This is a genomic window from Pseudomonas sp. GR 6-02 (genome assembly GCF_001655615.1).
Taxonomy (GTDB): Bacteria; Pseudomonadota; Gammaproteobacteria; order Pseudomonadales; family Pseudomonadaceae; genus Aquipseudomonas.
On sequence record NZ_CP011567.1, the window covers coordinates 5,094,687 to 5,114,353 of the forward strand.

Here is a 19,667-nt window from a genome sequence, read left to right on the forward strand (position 1 = left end):
GTTTCTCTAGAGCGGTAAGCAAGCACAAACGCTTGCCATACCAAGCTCAATTTCGGAGAAACATCATGACTGCTACCACCCGCACCCTGTCCGCCACCGCCCTGGTTCTGGCACTTGGTTCTGCCCTGAGCATCGCCGCTGTCTCCACGGCCCATGCCGCTGACGCCAACATGGAAAAATGCTTCGGCGTGGCCATGAAAGGTCATAACGATTGCGCCGCTGGTGCTGGTACCACTTGCGCTGGCACCGCCAAAACCGACTACCAGGCCAACGCCTGGAAGCTTGTCCCCAAGGGCACCTGCGCCACCACAATGAGCAAGACCTCGCCAACCGGCTTCGGCCAGATGGAAGCCTACAAAGCCAAGTCGTAATCAGCCCCCCAGCCAGAGTGTCGACCATGAACCATTCATTCTCCGGGCTCCCGCCCCGCTCCGGGCTGGGGCTCAAGACCGAGCACTTTCGTGAAGTGCTCGGTGCACAACCGGACATCGGTTTCTTCGAAGTCCACGCCGAAAACTACATGGTGGCCGGCGGCCCGTTTCATCATTTTCTGGGATTGATCCGCGAGCAGTATCCGCTGTCGCTGCACGGTGTTGGCCTGTCCATCGGTGCCGAAGGTCCGCTGGATGGTCAGCACCTGCAAAGGCTGGCCGCGCTGATCGAGCGCTATCAACCCCACTCCTTTTCCGAACACCTGGCCTGGTCCAGCCATGGCCCGGTGTTTCTCAATGACCTGCTGCCCCTGGCCTACGACGCGCCGACGCTGAACCGTGTCTGCGAGCACATCGATCAGGTACAGAACACCCTCAAACGCCCGATGCTGCTGGAAAACCCGGCGACATACCTGGCGTTCCAGAACTCGACAATCGATGAAGCCGACTTCATCAGTGAAGTCATTCGCCGCACCGGCTGCGGCCTGCTGCTGGACGTCAACAACGTTTACGTCTCCTGCATCAATCACCAAAGAGATCCGCGGGCCTACATCGACGCCCTGCCACTGCACGCTGTGGGAGAGATTCATCTGGCGGGGTTTGCCGAAGACACCGACAGCCTTGGTGACCGACTACTGATCGACGATCACGGTGCGCCCGTCGATAACGCGGTGTGGGCGCTGTACTCGCAGGTGCTGGAGCGGGTCGGCCCGATCGCCACGTTGATCGAACGCGACAACCGGTTACCGGCCTTCAGTGTGTTGCACGCCGAAGCCCGTCATGCCGATGAGTTGCTGCACCGCGCAGGGAGCCGGCCATGAGCACTCAAGCCGCTTTTTCCGCCGCCCTGCTCGATCCGCAACGGCCCTGCCCCGAGGGCGTGTTCAGTGCCAACGGTACCGATCCGGCCAGCCGTTTCGCGGTGTATCGCAACAATGTGCAGAGCTCGCTGATCAACGCCTTGGCCGACAGCTATCCGGTGGTTATGCAGTTGGTCGGTGATGAGTTTTTCCGGGCGATGGCAGGGTTGTATGTGCAAAGTTGCCCACCGCAAAGCCCGCTCATCAACGACTACGGCAAGGACTTCGCCGAGTTCATTGACAGTTTTGAACCGGCAGCCAGCGTGCCTTATCTGGCCGATGTGGCGCGGCTGGAGCGCTTGCGCGTTCAGGCCTATCACGCCGCTGATGCGCAGCCTTTGGGCCATGAGCAAATCGCCGCCGTGCTGTCGGACCCACAGGCACTGAGCGAGCTGACGCTTGGGCTTCATCCCTCCCTCAATCTGCTGACTTCAGCCTTCGCCGTGGTCGCAATCTGGGCGGCGCATCAACAGGACGCGACGCTGGCCGGGATCGACCTCGGCCACGGGCAAAACGCGCTGGTGCTGCGTAACGAACTGGAGGTTGAGGTCTTCGCCATCGACCACGGCGCCAGAATCTTCATTCAGAGCCTGCGACTCGGCCAGCCCCTGAGCCAAGCGCTGGAAAACGCGCCGGCCTTCGATCTCAGCCAAACCCTGGCGCTGCTGATCAGCCACAACGCCATCACTCATTTACACCACAACCAGGTATCGCTATGAACATTCAGCACAACCCCATCGCCCGCGCCATCGGGCTGCTGGAAAAAATCCCCCACAGCCTGATCGCCTTTATCGCGCGTTTTTCCATTGCCGCGGTGTTCTGGAAGTCCGGGCAAACCAAGGTGGAAGGCTTGGCCATCGACTTGATCGACGGCACCTTTGAACTCGGTGTGCCAAGGCTGGCGGACTCGACCATTCCGTTATTCCAGAGCGAATATCACCTGCCGTTGCTCTCCCCGGAACTGGCGGCGCACCTGGCGGCCTTCGCCGAGCATTTCTTTCCGATTCTGATCCTGATCGGCTTCGCCACACGCTTTTCGGCCCTGGCGCTGCTGGGTATGACCCTGACCATTCAACTGTTCGTGTACCCCGATGCGTATCCGACCCACGGCACCTGGGCGGCGGTGTTGCTGTACTTGATGGCGACTGGACCTGGCAAGTTGTCGATCGATCACCTGATTGCCCGGCGTTACGCCCGCTGATACCAACCTCAGAACTCCCATAAAGGTTGTGTGGTGAGACGTTATCGTTGAAGCCGATCCAACGCCTCACCACTGCGCTTGAACCAACCGATCAAATAGTCCGCCAGCACTTGGGTACGCTTAGGCAACCCGCCCTGATACGGATGCACCAGATACATCGGCATGCTGCGGGTTTGATAATCACGCAGGAGCCAGCGTAAACGTCCATCAGCCAATTCCTCTTGCAACAGATACGACGGCAAACGCGCAATGCCCGCACCGGTCAGTGCAGCTTTCTTCAAGAGGTTGTAATGGTTGCTGGCGAACGGACCCGACACTCGCACCCGCGTTAATTCGTGCTGTTGGTGATAGAGCCATTCTTCGCGACCGCTGTAATGGCTGTTGAGAAGACAACGGTGTTCGGCCAAGGCCTGTGGCGTCAGCGGCTCACCGAATCGCTCAAGATACGCGGGGCTGGCACAGGTCATTTCGTGCCAGGCCAGCAGCGGTCGGGCGACCAGGCGTTCGTCGTTGGCCACTTCCGAGCGGATCGCCAAGTCAAACCCGTCCCGGGACAAGTCGCGGTAGTTATTGTTGAGCTCCAGCTCGATCTGCACCTCGGGGTACTGCCGGGAAAATTCCAGCAGTGCGCCGTCAAAGAACGTTTCCCCCAACGAAACCGGCACCGTCATCCGCACAGGGCCGGCCATGTCGTCTTTCAGCCGTGCCAATGCCTGACGCGCACGCTCCACCTGCACCACCAGCGCCTGGGCTTGCGGCAACAACGCCGCACCCGCTGCCGTCAGGCTCAAGCGACGTGTGGTGCGTTGCAGCAACACCACGCCAAAGCGCGTTTCCAGCAGGCTGATGCGCTTGGAGAGTTGCCCCTTGCTGCACCCCAGTTGCTGGGCGGCCAGGGTGAAACTGCCCGCCTCGATCAATACCGCGAACGCCGCCAGATCGTCCATTTCACTCATGGATTGTTTCCATTTGAAAACCAAAGGTTGCCCATTAGCACGCTTATTTATAAAAAAAACCACACTAGACTTAACTTTAAATCCAACCCACTTGAGGAACTGCACGATGAAAATTCTGTTGATTGGCGCCTCCGGCACCGTCGGTTCGGCCATTGACCATGAACTGTCCCAGCGCCACAAAATCGTCCGTATCGGCCGTAAAAGCGGTGATTTCCAGGTCGACATCAGTGACAGCGCCTCGATCCGCAAACTGTTCGAACAGACCGGCAACTTCGATGCACTGATCTGCGCCGCCGGCAGTGTCAACTTCGTGCCGCTGGCCACCATGACCGCACAAGACTTCGAACTCGGCTTGCGGGACAAGCTGATGGGCCAGGTCAACCTGCTGCTGATCGGCCGGGAATTCGCCAATGACGGTGCGTCTTTCACCTTCACCACCGGCATCCTCAGCCACGATCCGATTCGTACCGGCAGCTCCGCGGCCCTGGTCAACGGTGCCCTAGACGCCTTCGTCCGTGCGGCGGCGATCGAACTGCCACGCGGTCTGCGCATCAACTCGGTCAGCCCGAACGTGCTGGTCGAAGCCATGGGCAGCTATGCGCCGTACTTCCGTGGTTTCAAACCGGTTCCCGCGGCCGACGTGGCGCTGGCCTACGCCAAAAGCGTGGAAGGCCTGCAGACCGGCCAGACCTACCGCGTCGGCTAAACCAGACTCGCACACAGGAAAGCGAGAACATCGCAGGGTTGTGATGAACGGTCAGGCTGAGTAACGTGGCGACACTTGTCTGGAGACTCAAAGATGCGTGTTGCCCGTTCCCTGGTACTTGTTGCCCTGCTTCCGTTGTTCGCCGCTTGCCAACTGCTCGATGGCCCACGGCAAAGTGCTTCCCATGTGGGCCAGACCCGCATGCAGGGCCAATTGACGGCGGCCGACGGCAAGCTGCTGTTCCAGCCATGTAATGAGCAACGCAGTTTCGTAGTCAATGACATCGGTGGCACCAGCATCCTGCAAGAGGCCGCGACCCTGGCCGATGATCAGGGCAAGCTGTTCGCCGATGTGCGCGGCCGGCTCGTTGCCAGTGGTGCTGACAGCCAACTCGACCTTACGCAGCTGTACCGCGTCGAGCGCTCGGGCACGGCGTGCGACGATCCCAATTTCAAGCAGCTGATCCTGCGCGCCGCCGGCCATGGCCCGGAGTGGAACGTCAAGGTCAGTGGCAAGGGCATGATCGTCGACCGCGCTGGTCAGCCGCCCCTGGCCTTGCCGTACGTTGAAGAACAACTGGGCGACGGCCGCTTCAACCTCAGTACCGAAGCCAATAATCAGCGCATCGAGCTCTGGGTCGCGCCGCGACGTTGCGTCGACAGCAGCACCGGCAGCGTGCAGCACATGAGCGCCGAGTTGCGTATCGACGGCCAGGTGCAACGTGGCTGCGGGTATTTTGGCGGATCGCGTAACGACTGATCGTTTTAGCCTCACGGGAATCATCCTTTGAGGCTTATAATCGCGGGCTTCAAACGCCTTGGCGCAGTTGTGCGCCCCGCGAACCGGATCCCGCCATGTTACGAATCACCGAACTCAAGTTGCCGATCGACCATCCCGAAGAAGACCTGCGCCCTGCCATCGTGCAGCGCCTGGGCATCGCCAGTGATGACCTGCTCGACTTCACCTTGTTCAAGCGCAGCTACGATGCGCGCAAAAAGTCCTCCGAACTGTGTTTCATCTACACCATCGACCTCAACGTTCGCGATGAGGCGGCGGTGCTGCGCACGTTCGCCGATGACCGTAACGTCAACGTGGCGCCGGATGTCAGCTACAAAGTGGTCGGCCAGGCGCCGGCCGACCTGAGCCAGCGTCCGATCGTGGTCGGCTTCGGCCCGTGCGGGATCTTCGCCGGCCTGGTGCTGGCGCAGATGGGCTTCAAGCCGATCATCCTCGAACGCGGTACCGAAGTGCGCCAGCGCACCAAAGACACCTGGGGCCTGTGGCGTAAAAGTGTGCTCAACCCCGAGTCCAACGTGCAATTCGGTGAAGGCGGCGCGGGGACATTCTCCGACGGCAAGCTCTACAGCCAGATCAAGGACCCGAAATTCCTCGGTCGCAAGGTTCTGCATGAGTTCGTCAAGGCCGGTGCGCCGGAAGAAATCCTCTACGTCAGCAAGCCGCACATCGGGACGTTCCGTCTGACCGGTGTGGTGGAAAACATGCGTGAGCAGATTCGCGCCCTGGGCGGCGAAGTGCGCTTCCAGCAGCGGGTTACCGATGTGCTGATCGACGACGGCCAACTGGTGGGCGTCGAACTCCATGGCGGCGAACAGATCCATTCGAAGCACGTGATTCTGGCCCTCGGCCACAGCGCCCGGGACACCTTCCGCATGCTGCACGGCCGTGGTGTGTACATGGAAGCCAAGCCGTTCTCGGTGGGGTTCCGCATCGAACACCCGCAGTCGCTGATCGACCGCGCGCGCCTTGGCAAATACGCCGGCCACCCGAAACTCGGCGCTGCCGACTACAAACTGGTGCACCACGCCAAGAACGGTCGATCGGTCTACAGCTTCTGCATGTGCCCGGGCGGCACCGTAGTGGCGGCGACCTCCGAGCCGAACCGCGTGGTCACCAACGGCATGAGCCAATACTCGCGTAACGAGCGCAACGCCAACTCCGGGATCGTCGTCGGCATCACCCCGGAAGTCGATTATCCGGGCGGCCCACTGGCCGGCATCGAGTTGCAGGAACGCCTGGAATCCCACGCCTTTGTGCTGGGCGGCAGCAACTACGAAGCACCGGCGCAACTGGTCGGCGACTTCATTGCCGGCAAGCCATCCACCGAATTGGGCAGCGTCGAGCCGTCCTACAAACCGGGCGTTGCCTTGGGTGACTTGGCCCTGGCCCTGCCGGCGTTCGCCATCGAAGCGATTCGCGAAGCCCTGCCAGCGTTCGAGAAGCAGATTCGTGGCTACTCGCTGCACGACGCCGTGTTGACCGGGATCGAGACGCGCACCTCTTCGCCGCTGCGCATTACCCGTAACGAGTCGATGCAGAGCCTGAACGTGAAGGGTTTGTTCCCGGCGGGTGAAGGCGCGGGTTATGCGGGCGGGATTCTGTCGGCGGGTGTCGACGGGATTCGGATTGCTGAAGCGGTTGCCCGGGATATCCTTGGCCTAGAAGCCTGACCCAGATGATCGTTCCCACGCAGAGCGTGGGAACGATCAAATATCTCAGATATTGGCGCGCAACACGCTGGCCGGCAGCGGCTCTCCGCGCTCAACGCTGGCCGCCACGGCATCCATCAGACCACTCAACTCATACCCCTGGGCCTTCAGCCAGGCCTGATCGTAATAGGTGTCGGCATAGCGCTCGCCGCCATCGCACAGAATCGCCACGATCGACCCCGACTCCCCCGCCGTCGCCATCTGCTGGGCCGCCATCAAGGCGCCGATCAGGTTGGTCCCGCTCGAACCACCCACCCGTCGCCCCAAACGTTGTGCCAGGTAATGCATGGCTGCCAGTGACAAGGCGTCCGGCACCTTGACCATCGCGTCGATGACTTTGGGCAGGAACGACGCCTCGACACGCGGCCGGCCAATGCCTTCAATCCGTGACCCGTGATCGAGGCGCAGGCTGGCGTCGCCGGTCTTGTAGTAATCGAAAAACACCGAACGCTCGGCATCGGCGCACAGCACACGGGTGCAATGCTGGCGATAGCGCACGTAACGGCCCAGCGTCGCGGTGGTGCCGCCGGTGCCAGGGCTGGAAATCAGCCAGCTCGGTTCCGGGTGCTGCTCGAAGCGCATCTGATGGAAGATCGATTCGGCGATGTTGTTGTTCGCTCGCCAGTCGGTGGCGCGTTCGGCGTAGGTGAACTGGTCGATGAAATGCCCGTCGTGTTCGTGAGCCAGGCGTTCGGACTCAGCGTAAATCTGCGTCGGATCGTCCACCAGATGGCTCTTGCCACCGTAGAAAGCGATTTGCGCGATCTTTTCCTTGGACGTGCTCGCGGGCATCACCGCAATGAACGGCAAACCCAGCAGCCGGGCGAAGTACGCCTCGGAAATCGCCGTCGAACCGCTGGACGCTTCAATCACCGGCGCACCGGGCTTGAGCCAGCCGTTACACAGCGCATAGAGGAACAACGAGCGCGCCAGCCGATGTTTCAGGCTGCCGGTGGGATGGCTCGACTCATCCTTGAAGTACAACTCGATGCCCGGCAACCCCGGCAGCGGCAAGGGGATCAGGTGGGTGTCGGCGCTACGCTGGAAGTCGGCTTCGATGATCCGGATGGCTTCGCGGGCCCACTGTCGGTTGTCGCTCATGATGGTTTTCTCGTTGAATCAGGCAAGAGTCGGCCTTGTCGCAAGGCTCAGTCCACAAGCTTAGGAAAAAACCTACATCACGCACAGATACAGCTGGGGTTCAATACGTCCGGCAACTGCTAGGCTCAGGCCTTTGCTGACCGGGCACGTTGTAACGGTATATAACAAAAAAGAATATAACTTTTGTTTTAACAACCAACGGTACGGGTTAGGGTGTGCCACCTTTTGAATTCATCGATGGAGAGCGACCTTGCCTCTGCGTAGCACGTTCACGCGTTTCTTTCAGTTGGAAGCTGCCAGCGGTCTGCTATTGATCGCCGCAGCTGTCCTGGCCCTGATCATCAACAATTCATCGCTGTCGTGGCTCTATAACGGCCTGCTGGACACCCCCGTGGTGGCTCAGATCGGCGCGCTGAAAATCGCCAAGCCATTGCTGCTGTGGATCAACGACGGCCTGATGGCCCTGTTCTTCCTGTTGATCGGCCTGGAAGTGAAGCGCGAAGTCCTCGACGGCCAACTGTCGAAACCGTCGCAGATCGTCCTGCCCGGCGCGGCCGCAATTGGCGGCATGGTGGTGCCGGCGCTGATCTACTGGTTCCTCAACCGCGATAACCCGTCCGCGCTGAGTGGCTGGGCCATCCCGACGGCTACCGACATTGCCTTCGCCCTTGGCGTGCTGGCCCTGCTGGGTAAACGCGTGCCAGTGTCGCTGAAACTGTTCCTGATGACCCTGGCGATCATCGATGACCTTGGCGCAATCATCATCATTGCGATCTTCTATTCCGGCGCTCTGTCGACCCTGTCCCTGGCGCTGGCCGCGGCCTGCATCGCGGCCTTGATCGGAATGAACCGACTTGGTGTGGTGAAACTCGGGCCGTACATGATCATCGGGCTGATCCTTTGGGTCTGCGTACTCAAGAGCGGCGTGCATGCGACGCTGGCGGGTGTGACCCTGGCCTTCTGCATTCCACTGCGCACGAAAAACGCCGAGCCTTCGCCGCTGCTGACCCTGGAGCATGCCCTGCATCCGTGGGTGGCCTACGGCATCCTGCCGCTGTTTGCCTTCGCCAACGCTGGCTTGTCCCTGAGCGGCGTGACCGTCGAAAGCTTCACCCATCATGTACCGATGGGCATCGCCGTCGGCCTGCTGTTGGGCAAGACCGTCGGTGTCTTCGGCCTGACCTGGCTGGCGGTAAAAATCGGCATCGCCGCCCTGCCCCAAGGCGCCAACTGGGGCCAGATTTTGGGGGTGGCGATCCTTTGCGGCATCGGCTTCACCATGAGCCTGTTCGTCGGTTCCCTGGCCTTCGTGCCGGGCGCCAGTGAATATGCCGGGATGGACCGCATGGGTATTCTGACCGGCTCGATCCTGGCGGCATTGATCGGTTATGCGGTGACGGCGGCGGCGAGCCGCAAGAGTGCTGCGCTGCCTTCCTGAACGATAGAGAACACTCTTAGCAACATTGAGGATTCGTCCTACAGTCACGATTAGCCACGTTCGTTAACGTCGCGCAGCCCCCTCTTTGGGGGTTGCCGATGGACGAGCGAAAGGACAATCAGTGGCTGGCCACAAGGACATCCCCCGGGTACAAAACCCACCGTCAGGTGACGGGCATCACGTCACTCACCGATTCATGACGGCCACCGAATTGGCCGAGCGTGATGCCAGACAAAACGCCCACGACGCCATGTTCGCAAGGCAGCAGGCCTTCGAAGACAGCGTTCTGGTCCCGACGAAAAAAGACGACGTTGCCCGCTCAGGATGCGTGTTCGCCAAGTCCTGCAAACTGCCCGATGCAATCATCGACTACACGAATCCCTCCGGCGTTGTTCCGACCGACAGCCTGAAAGACTACGGCGAACTGGTTCTACTCGGCGCTCGCGAGGCCGATGAAACCGGTGTGGTGCCGCTGAAGAAAATCAGTGGCACCGCCATCCCTGCGGGTTTCGGCAGCTTCGCCCTGAGTGGCTCAGCGTTCGCCGCATTACCCGCCGTCGCAGTCAGCACCGCTGCGGCCACCCTGGCAGGTCTGGTGGCCCTGGTCATGCCGTCGAGCCTTGGCGACAGCTCGCTCTACACCGAAGACCAACTGCGATCCCTCAAACAGGCCCGTACTCGTGTGCGTCTGCGGGTCGAGCAACAAGCTGATGGCAGTCTCAAGGGATACGGTTTCTACACTGGCAAAAACCGTGACTGGGAGATGGTCGACGTCGTGCAATTCAGCTTGCGCGGCAGTCAGCAAGTGGCTGATCTCGGGGACGGCGTTGAGCTGATCTGGACGCCGGCCGAGGACGGCTCAAGCACCCTCGGCATCCCCGCTTTGGAAGCTGCGCCACAAGCGCCGCACATCTGGGTTTACCCGCCGACGAAGGCGGCTGACAGCATCATCGTGAATCCGGTTTATCCGCCGGAGTACAAGGATTTCATTCTTGTGTTTCCGGCGGATTCGGGGGTGTTGCCGGTTTATATTGTGGTGAGTGTTGCAGACCACAAATATCATCCGGCGCCAAACGGGCTTACCGCTTTTCCTGATGCCACACCGGCAAAACAGAAGACTCGGGTCAAAGGTAGAGGCACCCGAATGCGCTGGAGAACGGCTGAAGGGCGAATTCTAGAATGGGATTATCAGCATGGAGCAGTAGAAATGTATGACAAACGAGGTCGCCATCTGGGTGAGTTTGACGCTGAAACAGGTAATCAAAACAAGCCGGCGGATCCGAAAAGAAGGATAGAACCGTGAACCACGTAATTTATGCTTTTGATAAAGAAACAGAAGCGCTGGTATTCGAAGTGCCTGTCCCGGCAGACGGCATTGCACAGCTGAGGGCGATAATGAGTTGGACTGAGGCTGAAGAAGAAATCTATGGCTATGACCTTGATTCCCAGCAGATAACAAAACTGGAAACATTAGTCGGTCGATCATTTTACGATCCACAATACGATTTTCAGCTCGGTTGTTATGCAAGCAAGTAAATGCTCTGGTTCAACTCCACAGCCCAAAAGAAAACCCCGACCAGCTCACCTGATCGGGGTTTTCTTTTACCCTACATTCCCGCTTAGTGCGAAACGCGGCTGGTCCCACCCACAGTGGAGATCCGCACACGCTCACCCACACGGAACACTTCGTTTGGCTGAACTTCCTGCACGTAGGCGCGCATGCTGCCATCGTCTTCGCGCACGGTGATTTCGACGCCTTGAGTGCGGGTCAGGCCTTCTTCGGCAGCCGACCCCACCAGGCCACCCGCTACAGCGCCGATGACCGCTGCAACGATGCTGCCGCGACCACCGCCGACGGCGCTACCGCCGACGCCACCCACGACTGCGCCCGCAGCGCTGCCGATCGGGGTCTTGGTGCCTTCGATTTTCACCGGACGCAGGGATTCGATGGTGCCCATGCGAATCGTCTGCACGCGACGCGCTTCGTCACGGGAGTAGGAGTCACCGGTCAGGCTCGATTGGCAACCGGAGAGCAACATCGCCATCGTGGAAAAGGAAGCAACCAGCAAAACAGACTTACGCATAGCATCAAACTCCATAGGACAGGTATCCATTAAAACCCGCAGCTTGACGCCTGTCACGGCATCGCCCGGATAAAATTGGTTTCATTCAGGCCTGGTACAGGCACTTTGCGAACTCACCATACAGTAGCGTCACATTACGAAATCTGCGCCGCTGACCCAAGGAATATCATGGATTACTTCATCATTGTCGTCACGACCATCGCCGGTTTGTACTTCCATTGGTGGTTGTACGTGCGGATAAAACGCTGGGGGGACCGCGATCTGGCGTTGTCACTGGCGGGTAAAGACGAACAAAAAAGAGCCTTCATGCTCCAGCAACTGGCGAACGCTCAAGCGCAGAAGATCAAGCGTCGGGACCTGCCACAGTGGCTAGAGGCCGCTGCGGCAGGGTATCCCGATCGGTAGACCGTTTACGGGGCCAGGCGCTCACGCACCCAGTCAGCACCCTGCAAGCGGTAGTTGAGGCGATCGTGCAGACGGCTCGGACGGCCCTGCCAGAATTCGATGCGCTCCGGTAGCAAACGATAACCGCCCCAGTGTTCGGGGCAGTGCGGCTGGCTATCGCTGAAACGCTGCTCCGTGTCCTTGAGCAGCGCCTCCAGTTCGCCGCGATCGGCGATCACCCGGCTCTGGGGCGACGCCCAGGCACCGAGACGACTGCCCAGAGGGCGAACCTGGTAGTAGGCGTCGGACTCTTCAGGCGTGACCTTCACCACCCGCCCTTCGATGCGCACCTGGCGCTCCAGGGCCGGCCAGAAGAACGTCATGGCTGCAAATGGATTGGCTGCCAATTGCTGCCCCTTGTCGCTCTCGTAGTTGGTGAAGAAGGTGAAGCCCTGCTCGTCCAGGCCCTTGAGCAGCAGAATGCGGCAATGCGGCCGACCGTCCTGATCGACGGTGGCCAACGTCATGGCATTCGCCTCCACCGGTACCTGCTCGGTTTTCACCGCATCGGCAAACCACTGATGGAACAGTGCGAACGGCTCGGCCGGGGCTTGCGCCTCGGTCAAGCCATCTCGGGTGTAATCGCGACGCATATCTGCCAAGGGCCGGGTCATGGCGCATTCCTTTTGGTTAATGAATCACTGCTTTGTGGCATCGGTGGCGGTGGCGCTCTTCGAATCGACAGCGGCTTTAGCCGGAGCGGTCTTTTTCGCGGGTGCCTTTTTGGCTGGAGCCTTGGCGGCCGCTTTCTTGGCCGGTGCCTTTTTCTTCGACGAGGCAGCGGTTTTTTTCGCAGCCGGTTCCGGGGTCACAGGCTTGGCCACTGGCTTGACGTCTTGCGCGACGACTTTGGTTACCGGTGCCGGAGCCGGCATATTGTACTTGCTCAGCAGCGCGGCCATGGTGTCTTGCGGCGTCAACAACAGCTCGACGCGACGGTTCAAGGCGCGACCTTCAGCACTGTCGTTGGCGGCGCGCGGTGCGTCACCGCCCATGCCGCGCAACATCAGGCGATCACGCTGCAGACCGCTGAGACGGAAGATCGCTGCCACCGCCTGGGCGCGTTCCTGGCTCAGTTTCACGTTGGCCGGTGCGGCACCCGACGTATCACTGTGGCCGAGTACCAGCACGGCAGTCTTTGGATCGGCTTCGAGGATTTTCGCGACACGGGTGAACGGAGCGAGGGTCACCGGCAGCAGCATGGCCGGGCGGTCCGGGTTGAACGAGCCTTCCACCGGAGCCGTGACGACCAGCACATTTTCACGGCGCTCGAGTTGCAGGTTGCTGCCCTTGACCGCCTCGCGCAGGCGCGGCTCATAGTCGTCAAGCCAGGCTTGGGTGATTTTCGGATCGGGCATCGGCACGGCTGCTTTGGCAGTGCTGGTGCTCTGCTCCTTACCGCCGAACGGCCACCACCATTTGCCTCCGGCATCGGCTTCAGCCTTGGCGACGGGTACTGCGGCAGCTGGTTTCAGGGGTGCCGGGGACGGGGACGGGGCGGGTTCTTTAGTCGCGACCTTGTCGGATGAACCGAACGGCCACCAACTGCTGCCACCTGCGGCATCATTTTGTGGGGTTTGTGCACAACCGGTGATAGCGAAGCACAGGGCCAGGGCGAGGGTTTTATTGGACGACATTGGGTATCCACAAAATGAGGTAATGAAAAGTCAGCCGGGGCGCCCCCGGCTAAACAGACGCTTTGAAACCACAAAGGCTTTCGGGTTCCAGCCCTGGCCCCCTTAAGCGTGATTTACAGACAAGTGGCCAGTACTCGCACAAGCTTTTGCGCTCGTGGATCCATCAAGACGTACGGCCCCAGCGTATTTGTCACAAAACCGAAGGCCACATCATGTTCCGGATCAGCAAAACCGATGGAGCCGCCAGCACCCGGGTGACCGAACGCCCGTGGGCCGAGGCCGTAGGTGGCGTTGGGTACGTCCGGTTGATCGAGCATGCAACCCAGACCGAAGCGGGTCTGGGTCAATAAAGTCTTGTCTTCGCCAACGCTGTGTTCGCGGGTCAGCTCGTCGAGCATTTCGCTTTCCAGCAGGCTGCCATCGAGCAGTCCGGCGTAGAAACCGGCCAGGCTGCGGGCGTTGCCGTGGCCATTGGCGGCCGGCTGCTGCATGCGCCGCCATTCCGGCTTGTTGGTGCTGGTCATGATCGACGGCGGGTTGGTGAAGGCCCGGGTGGTCATGGCCGTCGGTTCGCGCATGGTCACCTGCAGCAAGCGCTGGGCCGCGACATCGCCGACGTTGCCCTTGCTGCGGGCGATGTGCGCCACGCGATGGAACTCTGAATCGGCCAGGCCGACGTGGAAATCCAGCCCCAAGGGCTTGGCAACCCGCGCCACGATGGACTCGCCCGGCCCACGACCGTCGGCGCGCCGCAGCAATTCACCGACCAGCCAGCCATAGGTTATTGCCGCATAACCGTGACCTTGGCCCGGCGTCCACCAGGGTGCTTCGGCGGCCAAAGCATTGACCATGGTCTGCCAGTCGTAAAGTGCCTCAGGAGGCAGCAACTCGCGCAAGGCCGGCAGACCCGCCTGATGGCAGAGCAAGTGGCGCAGCGTCACGGATTCTTTACCGGCGGCGGCAAATTCGGGCCAGTAGCGGGCGACCGGGGCATCGAGTTGCAGCTTGCCTTCAGCCACCAATTGCAGCGCCGTCACGGCGGTGAAGGTTTTGGTGCAGGAGAACAGGTTGGCGATGGTATCGCTGTGCCAAGCCTCATGGCCGTCCTTGTCGGCGGTACCGGCCCAAAGGTCGAGGACGGTTTCACCACCGATCCGGATGCACAACGCCGCGCCGCGTTCCTGAGGATCGTCGAACAGCGCTGCAAACGCTTCACGCACCGCTTCGAACTTAAGCTCGTAATGACCCTGAATCTGCACCCGCAACTCTCCCGGATAAACGCTCTACAAAGTGGCCCGCATTGTTCCAGCCCTTGAGGGATTTGGGAACAGGATCGGGTCGGATGGTCGCCCGGTTATGGAAATGCCGCAGACATCAACGATGCGATCCCCGTGACGAGGGGGGCTTGCCCTCGTTCGACTGCGAAGCGGTCGCAAAAACCTGTATTTGCGGTGCATCTGTAGGCATGGGGGCCGCTTCGCGGCCCAACGGGGGCAAGCCCCCTCGCCACAGGTGTATCAGGAATCAATGGCCATTGCCCGAATGCCCACCCGCATGCCCTGCGCCCTTGCCCGGGCCTTTGCCTGCCTCGCCCTTCCTGCCACCCTCGACATCGTGACTGGCTTTATCCGCCTCAGCGCTGGCCTTCTCCGCCTCTTTGCCAAGCTGATCGATGATCTGCACATTGCTTTTACGCACACTGTCGACAAAGCCCTGGAACGGCAAATCAGTAATGCCCACCAGACCGAAGTGCCCGTTCTCGCCATCCAGCAGACGACCGGTCACCGGCTGGTCGAGGTACTGGAACCAGTGCACCCCGACAATCGACGGTTCGCTCATTGCCTGTTTGAGGAAGTGAGCGTAAGCCGTGCCGCGGTCTTCCTCCTTCGCCAATTGCGTCACGCCACCCCAGAACGGGCCGCGATCTGCCGAGCCGAAGTTGAATTCGGTGATCAGCACCGGTTTGTCCAGATTGCGCAGTTTGGCGAAGTCGTAACCGTCCTGGGGTTGCAGGGTGTACATGTTGAAGCTCAACACGTCGCAGTATTGTGCACAGGACTCGACTGCCTCCGGGGAACTGACGGCAAAGCGACCACCCAGCAACAACTGGTTCGGCGCGTGCCATTTGAGCGAATCGGAAACGGTCTTGAAGTAGGTGTCGGCGAAGACCTTCTGGAAGTATTTGAAGTCGGCTTCGATTTCCGGGTGTTCGGCGCTCGGCTCCGGCGGCACGAAGCCTGGGTCTTCCATCAACTCCCAGGCAGGCAGATCAATGCCCCAGGCTTTCGACAACCCCGCCTGGTTGCGGTACTTGTCGCGCAGTTGCTTGAGGAAGGCGCGTTTGGCCGGCACGTCGGTGGTCATTTTCAAGGTGCCGTAGGCCAGCGCATAGCGGGCCTTCGGGTCATCGCCGGGACCGGCCCAGGCCAGTTCGTTGTCGGCGAAGTAACCGATCAGCCACGGATCGTCGCGATGGTCGCGGGCGGCGATGGCCACGGCGCGTTCGGTGGCCATGGCGAAACGCGGATCGAACGGGTCAGGCATGCCGCCCCACCAATCGGTGCCAGTGCTGATGCTGGCGTAATCGCCGACGATCGATAGCGGCAAGGTGTACGGCACACGGTCAGCGTTACCCAACACCGGTGCGCTCCAGTTGCCGAGGGTGTTGAACCCCCAGGCTTGCAGGCGATCGAGGGTATGACTGGCCCAGCGTTGTTCGTCGACAGTTACTTTGCAGGGTTCGGCGGCCGCCTTTTCGACCGTCGCTTCAACAGCCCCGGTCTTGGCCGCCTCGGCAACACCGGCTCCAGACTCGGTAGGCGCAGGCGCGGCTGATTGCTCGGCGGCCTTTTCAGCCGTCGCCTCTACCGCCTCGGCCTTGGCTGCTTCGGCAACACCAGCCTTAATGTCTCCGCCCGGTGCGCAAGGTTTGCCGTACAGCCGCTGCAGGTTGGCGCCATAAAAATCGTACCAACGACCGGCGTTGTAGGCTCGGCCCTGATCAACACCGTTGCCGCCACGGTTATCGCCTTCGCCATAGTGACTGGCCAAGGGTTCGTCGGGTTTAGGCAGGGACTCGAACATCCACTCGCGCCCGGCGACGTAGGTCTGGTTGACGCTCGGGGTCACGGTGTTGACGCCGAGGGAATAGAACGGATGCCCTTCCGGAGTCACCAGGTACCAGCGGCCATCACGCTTTTCGGTGCGGAAAAAGCCGCTGGCCTTGAACTCTGGGCCTTTGTTCAAGCCGCCGAACTTGTCCAGAGGCGCCTTCTCGCGCTCCGCCAGCCAGGTTTTCAGTTGTTGCTGCTCTTTGCCAGCGGCGGATTTCAGTTGTTCGTCGCTGCTGATCTTCTCCGGCCATTTGGCCCGGGTCGATTGACCGTAAGCGTCCACCAGGCCGCCATAAGCGGCTTTGGTCACGGCCTCGCCGTCCTGCACGCCGAAGCGCTCGAGCAGAATGCTTTGGGCGACTTTCGGCTGATCCATCGACAAGGTCACCGACACCACCTGGCTACGGTCCAGCTCACCGGTACTGCTGGCCAGCAATACACGCTGCCCTTCGAAATTGATCGGCATCGGCGGGCCGGCTTTCATGCCCTGGCTCAGCGGTGAACTCGGCTGCAGCGGTACCAGTAAGGTCTGCGCCGGGCCGGCCGGCAGATCGACACGGCTGACCAGAGTCTTGCCGTCGTTACTCTGGATTTTCACGTACAAGGTCACGGCCCAGTTCATCGCGCTCTGGATCCGCAGGCTCATGACGCCCGACTGCGACCAGTCCCAGGCACCGGTCTGCGGTGTCAGGCGCAAGGTCGGCTGGGCAGCCGGGTTGAAGGTCACGCGACGCAACACTTCACCTTCGGCCGTTTGCTCCGCATTGGATTGCGGCAGGCTGGCGTCCTGGGTCGCCACCTGAACCACGTCGGCGGGACGCACAAAGTTGAACAGCGTCTGCTGGCCGGCGGGGGCCGCCAGCAAAGGGGCTGCGAACATCAAGGCAAAAACGGCGGGCAACGAACGGCGAATCATAAGAACGTGGTTCTCCCTAACGACCATCAATGGGCCAGTGGAAAGGCAGTGGCAGTGAGGTAGACAACGCGGTGGGCAAATTTGCCCACCGGCGCATCAGGAAATTTCACGACGAAATGGCGGCAACGCATTGAGAATAGCTTTGCCGTAGCGCTGTGTGACCAAACGACGGTCAAGCAAGGTGATGGTGCCGCGGTCTTCTTCGGTTCGCAGCAGGCGACCGCAGGCCTGGACCAGTTTCAACGAGGCGTCCGGCACGGAGATTTCCATGAACGGATTGCCGCCACGGGCTTCGATCCACTCAGCCAGCGCGGCTTCGACCGGATCGTCGGGCACCGAGAACGGGATCTTGGCGATCACCACGTGCTCGCAGTAGGCACCGGGCAAATCCACGCCTTCGGCAAAGCTCGCCAGGCCGAACAGCACGCTGGAATCCCCGCCATCGACCCGCGCCTTGTGCTTGTTCAGGGTTTCCTGCTTCGACAGGTTGCCTTGAATGAACACTTGCTTGCGCCAGTCGCGATCCAGCCCGTCGAACACGTCCTGCATCTGTTTGCGCGAGGAGAACAGCACCAGGGTGCCACGGGAGCCCTCGACCAGTTCCGGCAAGTCGCGAATGATCGCCGCCGTATGGGCCGGTGCATCGCGCGGGTCGGCTTTCAGGTCCGGCACCCGTAATACGCCGGCGTCGGCATGATGGAACGGGCTCGGGACCACGGCGGTCACGGCGGTTTTCGGCAGGCCGGCGCGCATGCGGAAACGGTCGAAGGTGCCGAGAGCGGTCAGGGTCGCCGAGGTCACCAGCGCCCCGTAAGCCACGTTCCACAAGTTGCGCCGGAGCATTTCCGCCGCGAGGATCGGGCTGGCATTGACCTCGATGTCGAACAGCGAACCGCTTTCGGCCAGCGTCAGCCAACGGGCCATGGGCGGGTTATCTTCCGGGTCTTCGACGGTGAAGGCGGTCCACAACTCCCAGTTTCCCGAAGAGCGCGACAACAGGCTGCCGAACAGCGGATACCACTCTTCGGCCTGGTTGCTGGCGATGCCAATGTTGACCTCGCCGTCCATGCCTTCCTTGAGCAGTTCGGTAAGCCGGGTGAACAGGTCGGTCAGTCGGGCAAAGCCCTTCTTCAACTCGATGCCCATCTCACGCATATGTTCGGGAATCACCCCGCCGACGAAACGGTGACGCGGCCGCTCGCGACCTTCGACGTCTTCGCCGGGCTTGAAGTCGGCGACTTGCTCACAGGCACTGAACATGAACTGCTGCTGGGTCTTGATCTCCCGGGCCAGTTCCGGCACCTGTTCGATCAACTTGCCCAGATCCCCCGGCAGCGGGTGTTGGGCGAGCAATTTGGTGAGGTTCTTGGCGGTGGTCTCCAGCCAGTCGGCGGTGGAGCGCAAGCGTGTGTAATGGGCGAAGTGGCCGATGGCCTTGTCCGGCAGGTGATGACCTTCGTCGAACACGTAGATTGTGTCGCGCGGGTCCGGCAGAACCGCGCCGCCGCCCAGGGCCAGGTCGGCCAGGACCATGTCGTGGTTGGTGACGATCACGTCGACCTTGCCCATGCCTTCGCGGGCCTTGTAGAAGGCGCACTGGCCGAAGTTGGGGCAATGGCGGTTGGTGCACTGGCTGTGATCGGTGGTCAGGCGCGCCCAGTCGGCGTCTTCGAGCGCGGTGGACCAACTGTCGCGGTCGCCGTCCCACTTATTGCCGGCAAGTTTCTCGATCATGCTGGTGAACAGCTTCTGACTGGCCTCATCGACCTCGATCTTGAAGCCTTCTTCTTCGAACAGCTGTGCGGTAGCGGTTTGCGCGTGACCTTCCTGGAGCAACATGTCGAGCTTGGACAGGCACATGTAGCGCCCCCGCCCCTTGGCCAGGGCGAAGCTGAAATTCAGCCCGCTATTGCGCATCAGGTCGGGCAAATCCTTGTAGACGATCTGTTCTTGCAGGGCCACGGTGGCCGTGGCGATCACCAGACGCTTGCCAGCGGCCTTGGCGGCGGGGATCGCTGCCAGGCTGTAGGCCACGGTTTTGCCGGTACCGGTGCCGGCTTCCACCGCGACAATCGCGGGGTCGCCACTGCGCCGGCCTTCGTCGTCGGTGTCGATGTCACCGAGGACTTTGGCGATTTCGGCGATCATCAGGCGTTGGCCGTAGCGTGGCTTGAGGCTCTTGGCTTCGAGAAAACGCGAGTAGGCGCCCTGGATCGTGGTTTTGAGTTCAGTGCTGATCATTGATTGTCGGGCGCAAAAAACGCTGGATAAAT

Annotated in this window: 19 protein-coding genes; 11 read left to right on the forward strand and 8 right to left on the reverse strand. The window is 61.0% G+C overall.

What is annotated here, in order from left to right:
- Nucleotides 1-65 precede the first annotated feature (65 nt).
- The 4 genes from PGR6_RS22380 to PGR6_RS22395 are packed head-to-tail and all read left to right on the forward strand — an operon-like array spanning nt 66 to nt 2,492.
- Complete coding sequence (locus tag PGR6_RS22380) at nt 66-371, forward strand: BufA1 family periplasmic bufferin-type metallophore (RefSeq protein ID WP_018926899.1); 306 nt, start codon at nt 66-68, stop codon at nt 369-371.
- A 26-nt stretch (nt 372-397) separates the two neighbouring features.
- Nucleotides 398-1,252 carry an MNIO family bufferin maturase gene (gene bufB, locus PGR6_RS22385; RefSeq protein WP_064619907.1) on the forward strand — a complete coding sequence of 285 codons (855 nt, stop codon included), beginning with the start codon at nt 398-400 and terminating at the stop codon, nt 1,250-1,252.
- Nucleotides 1,249-2,010 (forward strand): HvfC/BufC N-terminal domain-containing protein, encoded by a 762-nt coding sequence (locus PGR6_RS22390; RefSeq protein WP_064619909.1) that lies wholly within the window; start codon nt 1,249-1,251, stop codon nt 2,008-2,010. The genes bufB and PGR6_RS22390 overlap by 4 nt, the downstream gene beginning before the upstream one ends.
- The gene (locus tag PGR6_RS22395) at nt 2,007-2,492 is read left to right on the forward strand and encodes a DoxX family protein (RefSeq protein ID WP_064619912.1); all 486 of its coding nucleotides are present in this window, start codon (nt 2,007-2,009) and stop codon (nt 2,490-2,492) included. The genes PGR6_RS22390 and PGR6_RS22395 overlap by 4 nt, the downstream gene beginning before the upstream one ends.
- 41 nt (nt 2,493-2,533) lie before the next feature.
- On the opposite strand, the gene PGR6_RS22400 is transcribed toward PGR6_RS22395, so the two are convergent.
- Nucleotides 2,534-3,448 (reverse strand): LysR family transcriptional regulator, encoded by a 915-nt coding sequence (locus PGR6_RS22400; protein ID WP_064619915.1) that lies wholly within the window; start codon nt 3,446-3,448, stop codon nt 2,534-2,536.
- A gap of 106 nt (nt 3,449-3,554) precedes the next feature.
- Here PGR6_RS22400 and PGR6_RS22405 point away from each other — a divergent pair, with 106 nt between their 5' ends.
- The 3 genes from PGR6_RS22405 (at nt 3,555) to PGR6_RS22415 (ending at nt 6,622) form a co-directional block, all read left to right on the forward strand.
- A complete protein-coding gene (locus tag PGR6_RS22405) occupies nt 3,555-4,154 on the forward strand; it encodes a short chain dehydrogenase (RefSeq protein ID WP_064619918.1) in 600 nt (199 codons plus the stop codon).
- A gap of 93 nt (nt 4,155-4,247) precedes the next feature.
- Nucleotides 4,248-4,913 carry a COG3650 family protein gene (locus tag PGR6_RS22410; RefSeq protein ID WP_064619920.1) on the forward strand — a complete coding sequence of 222 codons (666 nt, stop codon included), beginning with the start codon at nt 4,248-4,250 and terminating at the stop codon, nt 4,911-4,913.
- A gap of 95 nt (nt 4,914-5,008) precedes the next feature.
- On the forward strand, nt 5,009-6,622 hold the full coding sequence (locus PGR6_RS22415; RefSeq protein WP_018926906.1) for an NAD(P)/FAD-dependent oxidoreductase: 1,614 nt from the start codon (nt 5,009-5,011) through the stop codon (nt 6,620-6,622).
- A 45-nt stretch (nt 6,623-6,667) separates the two neighbouring features.
- Here the strand turns inward: PGR6_RS22415 and PGR6_RS22420 are convergent, their stop codons facing one another.
- Nucleotides 6,668-7,765 (reverse strand): PLP-dependent cysteine synthase family protein, encoded by a 1,098-nt coding sequence (locus tag PGR6_RS22420; RefSeq protein ID WP_173861174.1) that lies wholly within the window; start codon nt 7,763-7,765, stop codon nt 6,668-6,670.
- 247 nt (nt 7,766-8,012) lie between these two features.
- Between PGR6_RS22420 and nhaA the strand changes: the two genes are divergently transcribed.
- From nhaA to PGR6_RS22435, 3 genes are all read left to right on the forward strand, one after another.
- On the forward strand, nt 8,013-9,200 hold the full coding sequence (gene nhaA, locus PGR6_RS22425) for a Na+/H+ antiporter NhaA (protein WP_064619923.1): 1,188 nt from the start codon (nt 8,013-8,015) through the stop codon (nt 9,198-9,200).
- A gap of 121 nt (nt 9,201-9,321) precedes the next feature.
- Nucleotides 9,322-10,503: an S-type pyocin domain-containing protein gene (locus tag PGR6_RS22430; RefSeq protein WP_064619926.1), complete on the forward strand. Its 1,182-nt coding sequence runs from the start codon at nt 9,322-9,324 to the stop codon at nt 10,501-10,503.
- Nucleotides 10,500-10,736, forward strand: a complete 237-nt coding sequence (locus tag PGR6_RS22435; protein WP_018926910.1) for a DUF7683 domain-containing protein — start codon at nt 10,500-10,502, stop codon at nt 10,734-10,736. Before PGR6_RS22430 ends, PGR6_RS22435 begins: the two co-directional genes overlap by 4 nt.
- Before the next feature lie 83 nt (nt 10,737-10,819).
- Here the strand turns inward: PGR6_RS22435 and PGR6_RS22440 are convergent, their stop codons facing one another.
- Nucleotides 10,820-11,284: a glycine zipper 2TM domain-containing protein gene (locus tag PGR6_RS22440; RefSeq protein WP_018926911.1), complete on the reverse strand. Its 465-nt coding sequence runs from the start codon at nt 11,282-11,284 to the stop codon at nt 10,820-10,822.
- A gap of 168 nt (nt 11,285-11,452) precedes the next feature.
- On the opposite strand from PGR6_RS22440, the gene PGR6_RS22445 reads away from it, so the two are divergent.
- Complete coding sequence (locus PGR6_RS22445) at nt 11,453-11,689, forward strand: hypothetical protein (protein WP_064619929.1); 237 nt, start codon at nt 11,453-11,455, stop codon at nt 11,687-11,689.
- A 5-nt stretch (nt 11,690-11,694) separates the two neighbouring features.
- On the opposite strand, the gene pdxH is transcribed toward PGR6_RS22445, so the two are convergent.
- The 5 genes from pdxH to dinG form a co-directional block, all read right to left on the reverse strand.
- A complete protein-coding gene (gene pdxH, locus PGR6_RS22450; protein ID WP_018926913.1) occupies nt 11,695-12,342 on the reverse strand; it encodes a pyridoxamine 5'-phosphate oxidase in 648 nt (215 codons plus the stop codon).
- Nucleotides 12,343-12,366: 24 nt separating this feature from the next.
- Nucleotides 12,367-13,365, reverse strand: a complete 999-nt coding sequence (locus PGR6_RS22455; RefSeq protein WP_064619932.1) for an OmpA family protein — start codon at nt 13,363-13,365, stop codon at nt 12,367-12,369.
- Nucleotides 13,366-13,478: 113 nt separating this feature from the next.
- Nucleotides 13,479-14,624 carry a serine hydrolase domain-containing protein gene (locus tag PGR6_RS22460; protein WP_064619935.1) on the reverse strand — a complete coding sequence of 382 codons (1,146 nt, stop codon included), beginning with the start codon at nt 14,622-14,624 and terminating at the stop codon, nt 13,479-13,481.
- Between the two features lie 265 nt (nt 14,625-14,889).
- The gene (locus PGR6_RS22465) at nt 14,890-17,394 is read right to left on the reverse strand and encodes a beta-galactosidase (protein WP_064619940.1); all 2,505 of its coding nucleotides are present in this window, start codon (nt 17,392-17,394) and stop codon (nt 14,890-14,892) included.
- A gap of 96 nt (nt 17,395-17,490) precedes the next feature.
- Nucleotides 17,491-19,635, reverse strand: coding sequence for an ATP-dependent DNA helicase DinG (gene dinG, locus PGR6_RS22470; protein ID WP_007935913.1), 2,145 nt, complete (start codon nt 19,633-19,635; stop codon nt 17,491-17,493).
- Between the last annotated feature and the right edge of the window lie 32 nt (nt 19,636-19,667).

What these genes read in the sequence shown, in the direction of transcription:
- PGR6_RS22380 (WP_018926899.1), top strand. Translation starts at nt 66, where the DNA reads ATGACTGCTACCACCCGCACCCTGTCCGCCACCGCCCTGGTTCTGGCA.
- bufB (WP_064619907.1), top strand. Translation starts at nt 398, where the DNA reads ATGAACCATTCATTCTCCGGGCTCCCGCCCCGCTCCGGGCTGGGGCTC.
- PGR6_RS22390 (WP_064619909.1), top strand. Translation starts at nt 1,249, where the DNA reads ATGAGCACTCAAGCCGCTTTTTCCGCCGCCCTGCTCGATCCGCAACGG.
- PGR6_RS22395 (WP_064619912.1), top strand. Translation starts at nt 2,007, where the DNA reads ATGAACATTCAGCACAACCCCATCGCCCGCGCCATCGGGCTGCTGGAA.
- PGR6_RS22400 (WP_064619915.1), bottom strand. Translation starts at nt 3,448, where the DNA reads ATGAGTGAAATGGACGATCTGGCGGCGTTCGCGGTATTGATCGAGGCG.
- PGR6_RS22405 (WP_064619918.1), top strand. Translation starts at nt 3,555, where the DNA reads ATGAAAATTCTGTTGATTGGCGCCTCCGGCACCGTCGGTTCGGCCATT.
- PGR6_RS22410 (WP_064619920.1), top strand. Translation starts at nt 4,248, where the DNA reads ATGCGTGTTGCCCGTTCCCTGGTACTTGTTGCCCTGCTTCCGTTGTTC.
- PGR6_RS22415 (WP_018926906.1), top strand. Translation starts at nt 5,009, where the DNA reads ATGTTACGAATCACCGAACTCAAGTTGCCGATCGACCATCCCGAAGAA.
- PGR6_RS22440 (WP_018926911.1), bottom strand. Translation starts at nt 11,284, where the DNA reads ATGCGTAAGTCTGTTTTGCTGGTTGCTTCCTTTTCCACGATGGCGATG.
- PGR6_RS22445 (WP_064619929.1), top strand. Translation starts at nt 11,453, where the DNA reads ATGGATTACTTCATCATTGTCGTCACGACCATCGCCGGTTTGTACTTC.
- pdxH (WP_018926913.1), bottom strand. Translation starts at nt 12,342, where the DNA reads ATGACCCGGCCCTTGGCAGATATGCGTCGCGATTACACCCGAGATGGC.
- PGR6_RS22455 (WP_064619932.1), bottom strand. Translation starts at nt 13,365, where the DNA reads ATGTCGTCCAATAAAACCCTCGCCCTGGCCCTGTGCTTCGCTATCACC.
- PGR6_RS22465 (WP_064619940.1), bottom strand. Translation starts at nt 17,394, where the DNA reads ATGATTCGCCGTTCGTTGCCCGCCGTTTTTGCCTTGATGTTCGCAGCC.
- dinG (WP_007935913.1), bottom strand. Translation starts at nt 19,635, where the DNA reads ATGATCAGCACTGAACTCAAAACCACGATCCAGGGCGCCTACTCGCGT.